This window comes from Haloechinothrix aidingensis, from assembly GCF_013450155.1.
GTDB lineage: Bacteria > Actinomycetota > Actinomycetes > Mycobacteriales > Pseudonocardiaceae > Haloechinothrix > Haloechinothrix aidingensis.
Genome location: NZ_JACCKD010000007.1, coordinates 213,568 through 226,515, shown reverse-complemented (window position 1 = coordinate 226,515; position 12,948 = coordinate 213,568). Strand labels below are relative to the sequence as shown.

At 69.5% G+C, this 12,948-nt stretch carries 14 protein-coding genes; 6 read left to right on the top strand and 8 right to left on the bottom strand.

Translation table 11 applies throughout. The features are described 5' to 3' along the window. The first annotated feature begins 7 nt into the window (after positions 1–7). Both H0B56_RS18670 and H0B56_RS18665 read left to right on the top strand, forming a co-directional pair. A complete protein-coding gene (locus H0B56_RS18670; protein ID WP_180894384.1) occupies positions 8–418 on the top strand; it encodes a RidA family protein in 411 nt (136 codons plus the stop codon). Beyond that, a complete protein-coding gene (locus H0B56_RS18665) occupies positions 415–1,311 on the top strand; it encodes a fumarylacetoacetate hydrolase family protein (protein ID WP_180894383.1) in 897 nt (298 codons plus the stop codon). Before H0B56_RS18670 ends, H0B56_RS18665 begins: the two co-directional genes overlap by 4 nt. Positions 1,312–1,333: 22 nt before the next feature. On the opposite strand, the gene H0B56_RS18660 is transcribed toward H0B56_RS18665, so the two are convergent. Next, positions 1,334–3,478, bottom strand: coding sequence for a molybdopterin-dependent oxidoreductase (locus tag H0B56_RS18660; RefSeq protein WP_180894382.1), 2,145 nt, complete (start codon positions 3,476–3,478; stop codon positions 1,334–1,336). 62 nt (positions 3,479–3,540) lie between these two features. Beyond that, entirely contained in the window at positions 3,541–4,230 is a 690-nt protein-coding gene (locus H0B56_RS18655; protein ID WP_343063951.1) for a DedA family protein, read from the bottom strand. A gap of 461 nt (positions 4,231–4,691) precedes the next feature. Here H0B56_RS18655 and H0B56_RS18650 point away from each other — a divergent pair, with 461 nt between their 5' ends. Next, positions 4,692–5,183, top strand: a complete 492-nt coding sequence (locus H0B56_RS18650; RefSeq protein WP_180894381.1) for a hypothetical protein — start codon at positions 4,692–4,694, stop codon at positions 5,181–5,183. Positions 5,184–5,191: 8 nt separating this feature from the next. Here H0B56_RS18650 and H0B56_RS18645 read toward each other — a convergent pair whose 3' ends face one another. Both H0B56_RS18645 and H0B56_RS18640 read right to left on the bottom strand, forming a co-directional pair. Next, the gene (locus H0B56_RS18645) at positions 5,192–6,808 is read right to left on the bottom strand and encodes an MDR family MFS transporter (protein WP_180894380.1); all 1,617 of its coding nucleotides are present in this window, start codon (positions 6,806–6,808) and stop codon (positions 5,192–5,194) included. Then, complete coding sequence (locus H0B56_RS18640; protein WP_180894379.1) at positions 6,805–7,338, bottom strand: MarR family winged helix-turn-helix transcriptional regulator; 534 nt, start codon at positions 7,336–7,338, stop codon at positions 6,805–6,807. Before H0B56_RS18640 ends, H0B56_RS18645 begins: the two co-directional genes overlap by 4 nt. Positions 7,339–7,535: 197 nt before the next feature. On the opposite strand from H0B56_RS18640, the gene H0B56_RS18635 reads away from it, so the two are divergent. Both H0B56_RS18635 and H0B56_RS18630 read left to right on the top strand, forming a co-directional pair. After that, a complete protein-coding gene (locus H0B56_RS18635; protein ID WP_180894378.1) occupies positions 7,536–8,462 on the top strand; it encodes an undecaprenyl phosphate translocase family protein in 927 nt (308 codons plus the stop codon). A gap of 129 nt (positions 8,463–8,591) precedes the next feature. After that, on the top strand, positions 8,592–10,019 hold the full coding sequence (locus H0B56_RS18630) for an FAD-binding oxidoreductase (RefSeq protein WP_180894377.1): 1,428 nt from the start codon (positions 8,592–8,594) through the stop codon (positions 10,017–10,019). A gap of 23 nt (positions 10,020–10,042) precedes the next feature. Here H0B56_RS18630 and H0B56_RS18625 read toward each other — a convergent pair whose 3' ends face one another. Together H0B56_RS18625 and H0B56_RS18620 are read right to left on the bottom strand one after the other, a co-directional pair. Next, a complete protein-coding gene (locus H0B56_RS18625; protein ID WP_180894376.1) occupies positions 10,043–10,246 on the bottom strand; it encodes a hypothetical protein in 204 nt (67 codons plus the stop codon). Between the two features lie 17 nt (positions 10,247–10,263). Next, the gene (locus tag H0B56_RS18620; protein WP_180894458.1) at positions 10,264–10,830 is read right to left on the bottom strand and encodes a SigE family RNA polymerase sigma factor; all 567 of its coding nucleotides are present in this window, start codon (positions 10,828–10,830) and stop codon (positions 10,264–10,266) included. A gap of 146 nt (positions 10,831–10,976) precedes the next feature. Here H0B56_RS18620 and H0B56_RS18615 point away from each other — a divergent pair, with 146 nt between their 5' ends. Beyond that, positions 10,977–11,252: a YciI family protein gene (locus tag H0B56_RS18615; protein WP_180894375.1), complete on the top strand. Its 276-nt coding sequence runs from the start codon at positions 10,977–10,979 to the stop codon at positions 11,250–11,252. Positions 11,253–11,262: 10 nt separating this feature from the next. Here the strand turns inward: H0B56_RS18615 and H0B56_RS18610 are convergent, their stop codons facing one another. Both H0B56_RS18610 and H0B56_RS18605 read right to left on the bottom strand, forming a co-directional pair. Continuing rightward, positions 11,263–11,754, bottom strand: coding sequence for a pyridoxamine 5'-phosphate oxidase family protein (locus H0B56_RS18610; protein WP_180894374.1), 492 nt, complete (start codon positions 11,752–11,754; stop codon positions 11,263–11,265). A 59-nt stretch (positions 11,755–11,813) separates the two neighbouring features. Beyond that, positions 11,814–12,743: an SDR family oxidoreductase gene (locus H0B56_RS18605; protein ID WP_180894373.1), complete on the bottom strand. Its 930-nt coding sequence runs from the start codon at positions 12,741–12,743 to the stop codon at positions 11,814–11,816. Positions 12,744–12,948 lie beyond the last annotated feature (205 nt).

The window sequence follows — 12,948 nt, the reverse complement described above, 5'->3', positions numbered from 1 at the left end:
AGGACGCATGCCCAAGCACGAGGTCATCTCGCCCGACCTGGCCGTCCCGAACGGACACTTCGCGCAGGCCACTACCGTGCCCGCACAGGGGCGCCTGCTGTTCATCTCCGGAATGACTGCCCGCGACGCCACCGGTGATGTCACAGGCGTCGGTGACATCACCGCACAGACACACCAGGTCTGCCAGAATCTCGAAGCGGCCGTGAAAGCCGCCGGTGGCACGGTGGACGATATCGCTCGTGTCGACGTCTACGTGCGCAACATGGCGGACTTCGCCGCCATCCACGCCGTGCGCAGGCAGTACTTCACGGGCGTCGCGCCTGCCTCGACGATGGTCGAGGTGTCCGGGTTCGTGCACGAGGACTACCTGATCGAGATCAACGCGATCGCCCTGCTGCCAGAGGAGGAGCGGACGTGAAGCTCGCTACTGTCCGCGTCGGCGGCAAGGATCGGCTCGCCGCGGTGGCGGAGGACGATACCGTCGCCGTGCTATCAGCCGCCACACCCACGCTCGACGACATTGTCCGAGGCGGAGCAACGGTGCTCGACTCACTCCGGAAGGATCTCGCGTACGCGGAGCGCCACTCCCTCGACGCGGTGCGCTTGAGCGCACCCCTTCGCTGGTTCAACCGAGACATCCTGTGTACCGGCTGGAACTACTGGGATCATTTCGAGGAGTCCAGTGGCAGGCGGGAGGGACAGGACCCGGCGGAGCGACCGCAGCACCCCACGTTCTTCACCAAAGGACCGGGTACCGTCGTCGGCCCTGAGGGTGACCTCGCGCACGACCCGGAGATCTCGACAAAATGGGACTACGAAGCCGAGGTCGCGCTCGTGATCGGCAGGACCGGCCGCTCCATCCCCGAGAAGCGCGCGTGGGAGCACGTTTTCGGGCTATGTGTAGCCAACGACGTGTCCCAACGCGACCTGCAACGCAGGCACGGTGGTCAGTGGCTCAAGGGCAAGAGCGTCGACGGCACCATGCCGCTCGGCCCATGGATCACCACGACCGACGAGATCGCGGACCCGTACGACCTGACCGTTCGTTGCGCGGTCAACGGCGTCACGTTACAGGAGGCCTCGACCCGGCAGGTCGCGTTCGGATTCGAGCGCATCATCGCCGAGCTGAGCTGGGGGATGACCCTGCACGCCGGCGACGTGGTCCTCACTGGCACGCCGAGCGGGGTCGGCAATGCCCGCGATCCGCAGGTATTCCTGCGTCAGGGTGATGAGGTGGTTACCGAGATCAGCGGGCTCGGCAGGCTGCGTAACCGCGTCGTGCCCCGCGACCTCAGCAGCTATCACGGGTAGGGCGTGACTGTCCTGCGCGTCCTCACCCGGCGGGGGCCACCTCGATCGGGATGCCGTTGAGCACCGCCGTGCCGGACAGCGCGTCGAGTAGCTGCTCGTCGGTGAGGAAGTTGGAGTTCACCCCGGGGTGCTCGGTTGCCACCGAGGCGCGCACGCCGTCCACGTCGTGCCCCCAGCCATGCGGGATGCTGACCACCCCCGGCGAGAGCTCCGTGGCGACCTCCACGCGGACGTCGACCGTCCCCGCGCGGGAGCTGATCGTCGCCAGCCCGCCGTCCCGCAGGCCCAGCCTGCCCGCGTCGTCCGGGTGCACCTGCGCCGTGCACCGGTTGCTGCCGCGCACCAGCGGTTCCAGGTTGTGCATCCACGAGTTGTTCGAGCTCAGGTGCCGCCTGCCGATCAGCACCATCTCCCCGTTGCGCGGCCGGGTCAGCTCGGCGGCCAGCCGGGGGACATCGCTGGTGATCTCCTCCGGAGCGAGCTCGATGCGCCCCGAGGCCGTGTTCAGCACCCCGGGGACGCGGGGCCGCAGCGGACCCAGATCGACACCGTGCGGGGCGGCTTCCAGATCGGCCAGCGTCAGGTCGTACGGGCCCGATCGCAGCATGATGTCCAGCATCCGTTCCGGACCCGTCCGGTCGGCGACGGCTGACGGGTCCACGCCCTTGCGCTTGGCCGTGTCGCCTGCCACGAACTCGTCCAGGGCGTCCACGTCGGCGTCCGGTCCCTGCCCGGTAACGATGCCCGTCAGCCGCAGCATGGTGCGCCACTCCTGCGGCAGGTCCGACTCGAGCGCGGCAGGCGTCCAGTTGGCCACGTTGCGCACCGCGAGCTGGTACAGCGCGATGTCGTAGTGCGGGCGCTCCAGTGGCGTCGGGCCCGGCAGGATCACGTCGGCGTGCCGGGAGGTCTCGTTGACGTAGATGTCCAGCGACACCATGAAGTCCAGCTCACCGAGCGCCTCGGTGAGCTTGCCGGCGTTCGGGCTGCTCACGGCCGGGTTGCCGCAGACGGTCAGCAGGGCGCGCACCTGCCCCTCGCCGGGGGTGCGGATCTCGTCAGCCAGCGTGGCCACCGGCGCCTCGCCGAACACCTCCGGCAAGCCGCGCACCCGGGTGTGCCAGCGGCCGTGCCGGAACGGGCGGCTGCTCGCCGGGGGTGCCGCCGCCGGCTGCGGGAACATCGCCCCGCCAGGGCGGTCCAGGTTGCCGGTGAGCACGTTGAGCACGTCCACAAGCCAGCTGGCCAGGGTCCCGAACGACTGGGTGGTGGTGCCGATCCTGCCGTAGACGGCAGCGCACTCGGCCCCGGCGAGCTCGACGGCCATCCTGCGGATCTCCCCGGCGGCGATGCCGGTCGGCCCGGCGACCGCCTCCGGGGTGAACGGCTGGGCCAGCTCGCGCACGTCGGTGACCCCGTTGACGTGTTCAGCGAGCCCGCCCGGGTCGGCGAGCCCTTCGGCGAACAGCACGTTGACCATCGCGAACAGCAGCAGCGCGTCGGTTCCCGGCCGGATGGCGTGGTGCTCGTCGGCGATCTCGGTGGTGCGGGTGTGCCGCGGATCGACCACGACGAGCTTGCCGCCCCGCTTGCCGAGCGCGCGGAGACGCTTGCGGATGTTCGGTGCCGTCATCAGGCTGCCGTTGGACACGAGCGGGTTCGCGCCGAGCACGAGCAGGTGCTGGGTACGGTCCACATCGGGCACCGGGATGCTGAACGGGTGGCCGAAGAGGTAGCCGGAGGAGAAGTGCTTCGGGATCTGGTCCACAGTGCCCGCGGTGTAGAAGTTCTTCGTCCCGATCGCCCTGTACAGCGCAGGCCCGTACAGCGCCGTGGACAGGTTGTGCACGGCGGGGTTCCCGGCGTACACGGCCACCGAGTCCGGTCCGTGCTCGGCGAGGATCGGGCGCAGCCGTGCGTCGATCTCGGCGAACGCCTCCTCCCAGCTGGCCTCGACGAGGGAACCGCCGCGGCGGACCAGGGGTGTGCGCAGCCGGTCCGGGTCGTGGTGCAGCGCCGGCAGGGACGCGCCCTTCGGGCACACGTAGCCGTGCGAGAACACGTCCTCGGGATCGCCCCGCGCCTCGGTGACCCGGTCGCCCTCGACCGTGACCCGCAGTCCGCAGGTCGCTTCGCACAAGGGGCAGGTGACGGTGGCGGAAGGCATGGCTCACCTCGAGGGCTCGGCGGCAGGGTGAAACCAGGGTATGTGGCCCTACTGACAATCCGTCAAGAATGCTGCTGGCTTACCTGCTCGGGACCGGGCGTGGGGTCGATCGGTTTGCGTATCTCGCCGACGTAGCGCCAGACGCCGTAGACGGTGCTCGCGACGACCAGCCCGATCAGGACCCACACGACCGTTGTTTCCAGCCACTGGGGAACCAGGGTGAGCAGCCCCGCCGCGTAGAAACCCGCGAACAGCACCACCGGCACCCACAGGATCGCGCCGAGCGTGCTGCCCCACGCGTATCGCCTGCGATCCATCCCTGCCGCGCCCGCGATGAGCGGCGTGAGCGTGCCTGCCCACGGGATCCACCGGGCCGCGACGACCGCGAGGACCCCGTGCCTGTTCAGGAACGTCCGTGCACGGTCCACCTTCTCCCTGCTCAGCAGCGTCCCGCCCTTCCTGGCAGCCACGACGGTCCCCGCCTTGTGGCCGATCACGTAACCGGTGAGGTTGCCCGCGATGGCGGCGATGGTGGCCGCGACCGCCATCAGCCATACCTGCAGGTCGGCGCCCTGCTGGGCGAGCATGATCCCGACAGGGAAGAGCAGGGTTCCACCGGGCAGTACCAGTCCGATGATCAGACCGCACTGGGCGAAGATGAAGCTCAGCACGACCAGCCAGAGCATCACCGGGCCCGCGCCGGTGAGCAGATCGAGACCGACGTCAGCTGCGCCGGCATATTCGGTGACCACTATCAAGAGCCTAACTGGATTCGCGCGGCACTCGCTCGCTGCCGGAGTCGGCGAGCAGGGACCTTACGCATGGCGTCTGCTTCGCAGTTGGCGAGTCGGCCGGGACCGATGCGGTGGACACGCCTGTGTCGCGGCGCGCACCCGCGTTCTGTGCCGTGCTGATCAAGGCTTGTATGCACCCCCGTCGCCGGAACTTATCACCGTCATCGCCGTCAGCGGGTACCACGGCGGGCCGCCCAAGGACACTCGCGCGAGCGGCAACGCGAGTGCGGGGCCGCGCGGTGAATCACGCCGGGGAGCTCGGGCGGTAACACGAATTCACGAGAACTCCGGTCGCTACCCACGTTGGTTGCTAGGCTGCGCGCGATGAGTCGCAGATGGGGATCCGTAGCGTCCGGTGACGGCGAGTCGCAGCGGGACCCTCGATGACGGCGGCTCGTGCGGGAAACGCATCGTGCTGGGTGCCGGCTCCCCAGCCGGCGACCGAGAAGATCACCCGTAGGTGCACGTGGCTCGGCCTCGGCGTGGTCGTACCCGCACCGATCGGATTGGTCGCGGCCATCGTGTCGCGACAGGTGGTGGTCGCCGACGGCGAACGCCTCCGGGTCTGGCTGATCTATCCCGCATCCATTCCGTTCATGTGCGCCTTCGTGGCCGGTGGGGTTGCGCTCGCGGTGCGAACCTGGGTCCAGCCGGGCCGTGTTGATGTGGCTTCCGTTCGGTCCCTGCGTAACGTGTGCACCGGAGCGTGCGTGATCGCCTCGCTGAGTGCGGCGGTGGCGATCGGACTGCTTGCCGGTATGTCCCCGGCGATCGAGTCCGGCGCGGCCGCCGTGCTGTACGGGGCGATGATCCTGCTCGGCGTCGCGCTGACCGTCACGTGCCTCGTCGTGCAGCGACCTCTGCTGTGGCGGTCGCCCTACTGCGATCCGGATAGTGCTCGTCACGATTGATGCGCGGGTCAGCGTTCGTGGGGCGCCTCGGACCGGTGATCGTCACTACTCCCGCTGCCGGAGTCGGCGAGAGGGAGCTCCCGCATGAACAGCAGCAGTACGAACGCGGTGACGGCGACACCTGCGGCGACGTAGAACACCAGGCTCACCGACTCGGAGAAGCCCATCAGGAATGGCTGGGCTTGTTCGACCGGCAGGTCCTTGAGGAAGGACGAGTCCCGCATGATGTCCACATCGCCGTTGGCGAGTTCGCCGGGGCCCATGCCCAGGCGGGCGGCGGCGTTGTGGATGTTGTGGGTCAGCGTGCTGAACAGGATGGACAGGAACACGGCGACGCCGAGTGTCCCGCCGATCTGGCGGAAGAACGTGGCCGATGCGGTGGATACGCCCATGTCGCGGCGCGGTCCGGCGTTCTGTGCGGTGATGACCAACGTCTGCATGCATCCACCGAGGCCGAAACCTATCACCGCCATCGCCGTCAGCGGGTGCCACAGCGGGCTGTCCCAGGACACCTGCGCGAACAGCAACGACCCGAGCGCGATGCAGGCCGTGCCGGTCACCGGCAGGATCTTGTAGCGCCCCGTCGCGGCGATCACGCGGCCGGTGATGGTCGTCCCGGTCATGATCCCCAGCATCATCGGCACGGTGAGCAGGCCGGCCTGGGTGGGTGAGTACCCGTGCACGATCTGCAGGTACTGCGGGATCAGCGTCACCGAGCCGAACAAGCCCACACCGATGAGGATGCTCGCCGCGATGGCCACGCTGAACGTGGAGCTGCGGAACAGCCGCATGGGGATCAGCGCGGCATCACCCATCCGGTGCTCCACCCAGAGGAACAGGGTGATCCCGATGGCGACCATCGCGTAGCAGGCCAGCGCGGGGATCGAACCCCACCCCCACTCGCGGCCCTGCTCGGCGACGAGCAGCAGCGGGAACACGCTGCAGGCCAGGAACACCGCACCGCGCCAGTCGATGCGGTGCCGCTGCCGCTCGTGCGGCACGTTGAGCACCTTGAACACGACGAACAGCGCCGCGATGCCGATGGGCACGTTGATGCCGAAGACCCAGCGCCAGCCCGCGATGCCGGCGAAGGTGTCCATGCCGGCGAACAGCCCGCCTATGACCGGGCCGAGCACGCTGGCCAGCGCGAACATGGCCACGATGTAGCCCTGGTACTTGGCTCGCTTGCGGGGCGCGACGATGTCGCCGATGATCGTGATCGCCAGCGACATCAGGCCGCCACCGCCGAGCCCCTGCAACGCGCGGAACGCCGCAAGGCTGTACATCGACTGGGCGAGCGTGCAGGCCAGCGACCCCACCAGGAAGACCGTGATCGCGGTCAGGAAGAGCGGTTTGCGCCCGTAGATGTCGGAGAGCTTGCCGTAGATGGGCGTGGCGATGGTCGCCGTGATCAGGTAGGCGGTCGTCGCCCACGCCTGCATGCTCAGGCCCTGGAGATCGTCGGCGATGGTGCGGATCGCGGTGGACAGGATGGTGTTGTCCAGCGCCGCGAGGAACATTCCCATCAGCAGTCCGGACAGGATGGACAGGATCTGCTTGTGGGTCAGCGGCGAGTACCACTCGTCCTGCGGGGCCGGCTGGGTGCGAGGGGGTGTTGTTGTCACTGGCCGTCGCTCCCGCCACTCGGGTGCTCATCGGTCCCGACCAGCGGCACGGCGGCGAGGTCGTTGTCGAGCAGGTCGGAGTTCAGCCGCCCGAGCAGTGTGATCAGGTGCTCGACGTCCTCCGGGTCCCAGTCGCGCACGGTCGCGGCGAGCCACCTGTTGCGGGCGGCTCGGGCACCTTCGTACACCCGCATCCCTTCCTCGGTGGGCGCGAGCAGGCAGGCGCGGCCGTCATCGGGGTCGGCCTGGCGTTCGAGCAGGCCGTGATGCACCAGCGTGCTGGTCTGCCTGCTGACCGTGGAGATCTCGGTGTGCAGCAGCTCCGCCAGGGCGGAGGTGCGCAGGGGCCCGCCGTGGACCAGGTTGCCGAGGATCGCGAAGGTGCCCTGCTCGATGCCGTGCGGCTGGGCCTTGGCCAGCCGTGCGGTTGCCTTGTTGAGCAACCGGACGAACCGGATGAGCTCGGTGCCGAGTGCGTCGGCCGAGTCGACGACGTCGCCGGGGGCGGCGTGCTGCGCTGAAGGCGGCATGCGGTGATCGGGCTCCTTGATCGCTTCTTGTGCTCACCAACTAGTTGCTCGATACAAATATATTGGCACACCCCGCCGCGAATCCATCGTGTGTGGGCTACGCCGCTCTGTGCCGTGCGCTGAACGACGCTTTCAGCCCGTCTCGTGGACGGAAAGCGTCATTCAGCGTCCGGATCGGGGGGTCGTAGGGTGGGCGCGTGGCGAAGTCAGCGGGTACTCACCTGTTCAACGCGTTCCGTGGCGGGCTGATCGGCACCGCCGAGGTCATTCCCGGCATCAGCGGCGGCACCGTGGCCCTGATCGTCGGCATCTACGACCGGTTGATCATCTCGGCGGGACACGTCGTCGGCGGGCTCAGGCGCGGCGTGACGGATCCGCCACGTGGCAGGGGGCTCGGGGAGGCGCGAGCCGAGTTCCGCAAGGCGGACTGGCCGCTGGTGCTGGCGGCCGTAGCCGGGATGGTGGTGACGATCGTGCTCGCCGCCAAACTGGTCGCCCCCCTCGTGGAGGACCACCCGCAGCGCACCCACGCGCTGTTCTTCGGGCTCGTCCTCGCGGGGCTGTGGGTGCCGTACCGCGCTTCCGGCAAGCGGTGGAGCCCTGCGCACTACGTGCTCGCCCTTGCCGCGGCAGCCGTCGCGTTCGTGCTGACCGGGCTGCCGCCGACCGAGGTCACGCCGCACCCGCTGGTCGTGCTGCTCGCGGCCGGTGTCGCGATCTGCGCGCTGGTGCTACCCGGGCTGTCCGGCTCGTTCCTGCTGCTGACGTTCGGGCTGTACACGGTCACCTTGGATGCGGTCAACGAGCGCGACCTCGGCTACCTGGCCACGTTCGCGCTCGGCGCTTTCGCGGGCCTCGCCCTGTTCGTGAAGCTGCTGCAGTGGCTGCTCGTGCACCATCACCACCTCACGATGGTGGTGATGACCGGGCTGATGGCCGGAGCGCTGCGCGCCCTGTGGCCGTGGCAGCCCTGGGAGGACGAGCAACGCACCCTGCTCGCCCCGAGCTGCGACATCGCCGTCACGACCGGCCTGATCGCGCTCGGCGTGGCCGTGGTCGCGGGCGCGCTGCTCATCGAGCGGCGCGTGGCGTCCCGTTCACGGCACGGGTACGCCTACCGGTGACCGGGTGGACGCCCGTAGGCCCGTAGCCCTGTCCGCCCGGGACGGCGTCCGGGCCGGTTCGCCGCCCGGCACGACCGGCGACGGTGCCGACCATCGCCCGATACCCGGGATTCGCACTACCGTGGGGACATGAGCTCCGAGCTGTTGAACCGCCTGCGCGCCGAGGTCGGCGGCGACGCCGTGGTCACCGACGAGGACATCATGGGCAGCTACTCGCGGGACATGATGCCGATCGCGCCCTACGGCAAACCGCTGGCCGTGGTGATGCCCGGCGACGTCGACGGAGTCCAGGCGTGCGTGCGGGCGTGTGCGGATGCGGGGGTACCGATCGTGCCGCGTGGCGCCGGTAGCGGCCTGACCGGCGCCGCCAACGCCATCGACGGCTGTGTCGTGCTGGTGACCACGAAACTCGACGAGATCGTGGAGATCGACGCGGCGAACCGCCTCGCTGTGGTGCAGCCGGGTGTGGTGAACCTGGACTTCCGGGACGCGGTCAGCAAACACGGCCTGTTCTATCCCCCGGACCCCTCCAGCTACGACTGGTGCACGATCGGCGGCAACCTCGCCACCAACGCGGGCGGCCTGTGCTGCGTGAAGTACGGCGTGACCACCGACTCGGTGCTCGGCCTCGAGGTGGTGCTCGCAGACGGGTCGCTGCTGCGGACCGGCCGCCGTACGGTCAAGGGCGTCGCGGGGTACGACCTGGCCAAGCTGTTCATCGGCAGCGAGGGCACGCTCGGCGTGATCACCCAGGCGACGGTGAGCCTGCGCCCGCTGCCGCAGGCGCCGGCCACGCTCGTCGCCGGGTTCCCCACCACGGCCGCCGCGGGTGACGCGGTGGCCAGGATCGTCGGCGAGGGCCTCGTGCCCTCGCTGATGGAGATCATGGACGCCAGCTCGATCCGGGCCTCGGAGGACTACCTGCGTACCGATCTCGGCACCGGGGACGACACGCAGGCACTGCTGCTGTGCCAGTCGGACTCCGGCGGTGAGGTCGCGCGCCGCGAGATGGACGCGCTCGAGCAGATGTGCCGCGACGCGGGCGCGGGCATGACCTACTCGACCGACGATCTCGCCGAGGGCAACATGCTGCTGCAGGCGCGCAGGGTGGTGCTGACCGCGCTGGAGCTCTACGGCACCTGGCTCACCGATGACGTCGCCGTGCCCCGCACCAGGATCGCGGAGCTGATGACCGGCTGCGCGCGCATCGGCGAGGAGGTCGGCCTGCGCGTCGCGGTCGTCGGGCACGCAGGGGACGGCAACATGCACCCGACCATCGTGTACGACCCCTCGTCGGAGGACGAGACCGCGCGGGCGCACCGCGCGTTCGACGACATCCTGTCCGTCGGCCTGTCCCTCGGTGGCACCGTCACCGGTGAGCACGGCATCGGCAAGATCAAGCAGGCCTGGCTGGAGCGCGAGATCGGCCCGGTCGGCATGCGGGTGCACCGGCAGATCAAAGGGGCGCTCGACCCGCACAACCTGTTCAACCCGAACTCCATGTTCGCCGTGCACGGCGAACCCGACGCCGCAGGGGGCAGCACAGCCGAGCAGTGACCCGGCCGGTGCTGCCGTGACGCTCACAGCAGCGTGAGCACCCCGAGCCCGATCCCCGTGACGAGGCCGAGCGCGCAGGACAGCAGTAGTACGCGCCGCGCCCTGATTCCGCGTGGGCGGCGCTCGCTCGCCCCGGATCCCGTCGCGGCGGCCTCCACGCCGCGCTCGGCGTGCGCCTGCAGTGCCCGGGCGAGCTCGTGCTCGTGCTGGACAGGTGGTTCGTGCATGGTCTTGGCAGCGGAGCCTACTGCTGCATGGCACGGTGCAGCGACTCGAGCGCGCGGCTCGCCGTGGATTTGACGGTGCCTTTGGAGATCCCGGTCGCGTCCGAGATCTCCGCCTCGCTGAGCCCGCCGTAGTAGCGCAGCACGAGCACTTCCCGCTGCCGGTGCGGCAGGGTGCTCAGGGCGTCCACGACCGCCTGGTGCTCGCTGCTGAGCATGGCGACGCTCTCCGCGGACCGTGCGTTGACCCCGTGCGGCGGGACGTAGTCGCGGGCGGTCTTGCGGCGGCGCAGCACGCTGCGGGCGCGGTTGACGACGGCGGCGCGGAGGTAACCGAGTGCGGCCGAGGAGTCCCGCAGCTCAGCCCACTTGCGGTACAGCCCCGCGAAGGAATCCTGCACCACGTCCTCCGCGGTGGCGGCGTCGTCCACAAGCAGCACGGCGAGCCTGATCAGCTGCATCCGGTGTCGCCGGTACAGGTCCTCCAGGGTGAGCGGCTCGTCCTGCTCGTGCGGTTCGGGGGCATCGATGGTGCGCAGATGGCCGAGCGTGCGCTCGACCGTTCGCTCAGCACTGGAATCGGACACGGACACGGACCAAGCGTATCTGTGTGCGTGGTCATTCGCCTACGCGCCGTGAACCCCGGCGACCGGGCGCCGCCCCGGTACCCGCATCGCCGCCGGTGCCGTGACGGTACGGTCACAGCGCACACCGATTCGGTTGGGAGACGTTCGTGGCCTGGTTCCTGGTAGAGATCGAGTACGTGCAGGACAAGCTCGCCGAGGTGCGCCCGAGGCACCGCGAGTTCCTCAGCGACCTGGCCGAGCGCGGCCGGGTCGCCGTAGCGGGCCCGCTCGCCGACGACACCGGCGGCATCATGCTGGTGCAGGCCGAGGATCTCGACGACCTGCACACGGTGATCGACGCCGACCCCTACCACGTGGAGGGCGCGATCGCGCGGCGCTCGGTGCGCGAGTACAAGCCGGTGCTGGGTGCCTGGGTGCCGTGACGGCGCCGGTTCAGTACGTCCCGCCCAGCTTGCTGTGATCCCAGGTGACGATCTTCGTCGGGGTGAAGACCAGCCCGACGCGCTTGGTCGCCTGGGCGCGTAGCGCGTCGACGGCCTCGTCGGGGATCTCGGCGCCGTCGAAGGTGTACCGGCGCATCAGGTCCGTGCCGATGGCAAGCGTCCGCTCGGTGTCGTCGATGATCTCGACGTCGGTCTCCATCGAGACCCCGCGCAGCTCCTCGTAGGCCTCGCCGGACTCGACGAGCAGCGTCGCCTGCGCGAGCCTGCGCAGGTTGGCGACCTTCTGCGAGCGCCCGTACGTCCACGTCTCCAGACGCAGCGTCCCGCCGTCCGTGTCACCACCCCCGTGCGGGACGTACCACAGTGGCGCCAGATGCGGCCTGCCGTTCGGCCCCATCGTGGCGACGTTGATCACGCGCTGCTCGGCAAGGTAATCGCGGATCTCGCGGTCGGTCATCTTGATCTGGTCGCGCCGGGACATGCGGCCTCCTGCGTCATCGACGAACCGATGTTGATCTCGCCGGCCAGCTTAGCCGTAGCCTACGTGTCCGCGTCGCGCTGCGTCGCCGCACGCCCGCCGTGCCCGGTGACCGCGGACTCCCGCGCGCCGCGCCGTTCGATGTCGGCCAGCGCGTCGCGGTCGGCCTCGGGCACGCCGGTCATCCGCCCGCCGATCTCGATGACCGGTGGGAGGAATGCCCTGAGCAGCTTCAACCCACCCACCCAGCGGGGCACGTGGATGGTGCGGGCCCTGCGCACGATGCCTTGCTCGAGGCAGTCGAGCGCGACGGGCAGCGGGTAGGTCTTGCCGAGCAGCCCGGGCATGCCGGTACGCAGCTTGCCGAAGACGGGGTGCGCGTCGGCGGACTCCACCAGGTCGGTCCTGATCCACGTGGGGTGGGCTACCCCGACGCGGACGCCGAGGTGCTTCAGCTCGGCACGCATGCTGTTGGACAGCGCCTCGACACCTGCCTTCGCTGCCGTGTAGCTCGCCATGCCCGGCGCGTGGCAGATCGCGGCCAGCGAGGACACGGTCAGCAGGTACCCCTTGCGTTCGAGCACGTGCGGCAGGGTGACCCGGAAGGTGCGCCATACCCCGAGGAGGTCCACCTCGATCACCTTCTCGAAGGCGTGTATGTCGACCGAGCGGGTGAAGCCGGTGGAGGCGATGCCCGCGTTGGCCACGACGATGTCGATCCCGCCGAAGTGCTCGACGACACCCGCCGTGGCCTGCTCCAGGTCGTCCCAGCTCGTGACGTCGGCGGTCCAGGAGCGCGCGTTCGGCCCGATGCGGTCGGCGACCGCGCGCTGCTCGTCGGGCTCGAGTCCCACGAGCGCGACCTTGGCCCCGCGGGCGGCCAGCCGCTCCGCGAGGCCCGCGCCGATGCCTCTGGCGGCTCCGGTGATCAGCACGACCTTGCCCTCGACGGTCTCCGTCCTCGTCAGGGCTGACAGCGGGTTGAGCGGCATGGGTGCCTCCAGGTCCTGAGCGGTGTGATGAGTAGCAGGATAACTTACTCGTAGTAAGATAATCACGGGTAACCGTTACCGGCATCCGCGCCGTCTTGTCCTCGGGTGCGGCCGCGTCGGACGCTGCGCGGTGTTCGTACGATGAGGGTGAGCCCGTCGGTAGTCGAACCCGACAACGTCTGGCGCACCCAACCACCGTTCCAGC

Coding starts and splice junctions, on each gene's coding strand:
- H0B56_RS18640 (WP_180894379.1), bottom strand. CDS start 7,338: ATGCCGCCTTCAGCGCAGCACGCCGCCCCCGGCGACGTCGTCGACTCG.
- H0B56_RS18625 (WP_180894376.1), bottom strand. CDS start 10,246: ATGCACGAACCACCTGTCCAGCACGAGCACGAGCTCGCCCGGGCACTG.
- H0B56_RS18660 (WP_180894382.1), bottom strand. CDS start 3,478: ATGCCTTCCGCCACCGTCACCTGCCCCTTGTGCGAAGCGACCTGCGGA.
- H0B56_RS18630 (WP_180894377.1), top strand. CDS start 8,592: ATGAGCTCCGAGCTGTTGAACCGCCTGCGCGCCGAGGTCGGCGGCGAC.
- H0B56_RS18605 (WP_180894373.1), bottom strand. CDS start 12,743: ATGCCGCTCAACCCGCTGTCAGCCCTGACGAGGACGGAGACCGTCGAG.
- H0B56_RS18670 (WP_180894384.1), top strand. CDS start 8: ATGCCCAAGCACGAGGTCATCTCGCCCGACCTGGCCGTCCCGAACGGA.
- H0B56_RS18610 (WP_180894374.1), bottom strand. CDS start 11,754: ATGTCCCGGCGCGACCAGATCAAGATGACCGACCGCGAGATCCGCGAT.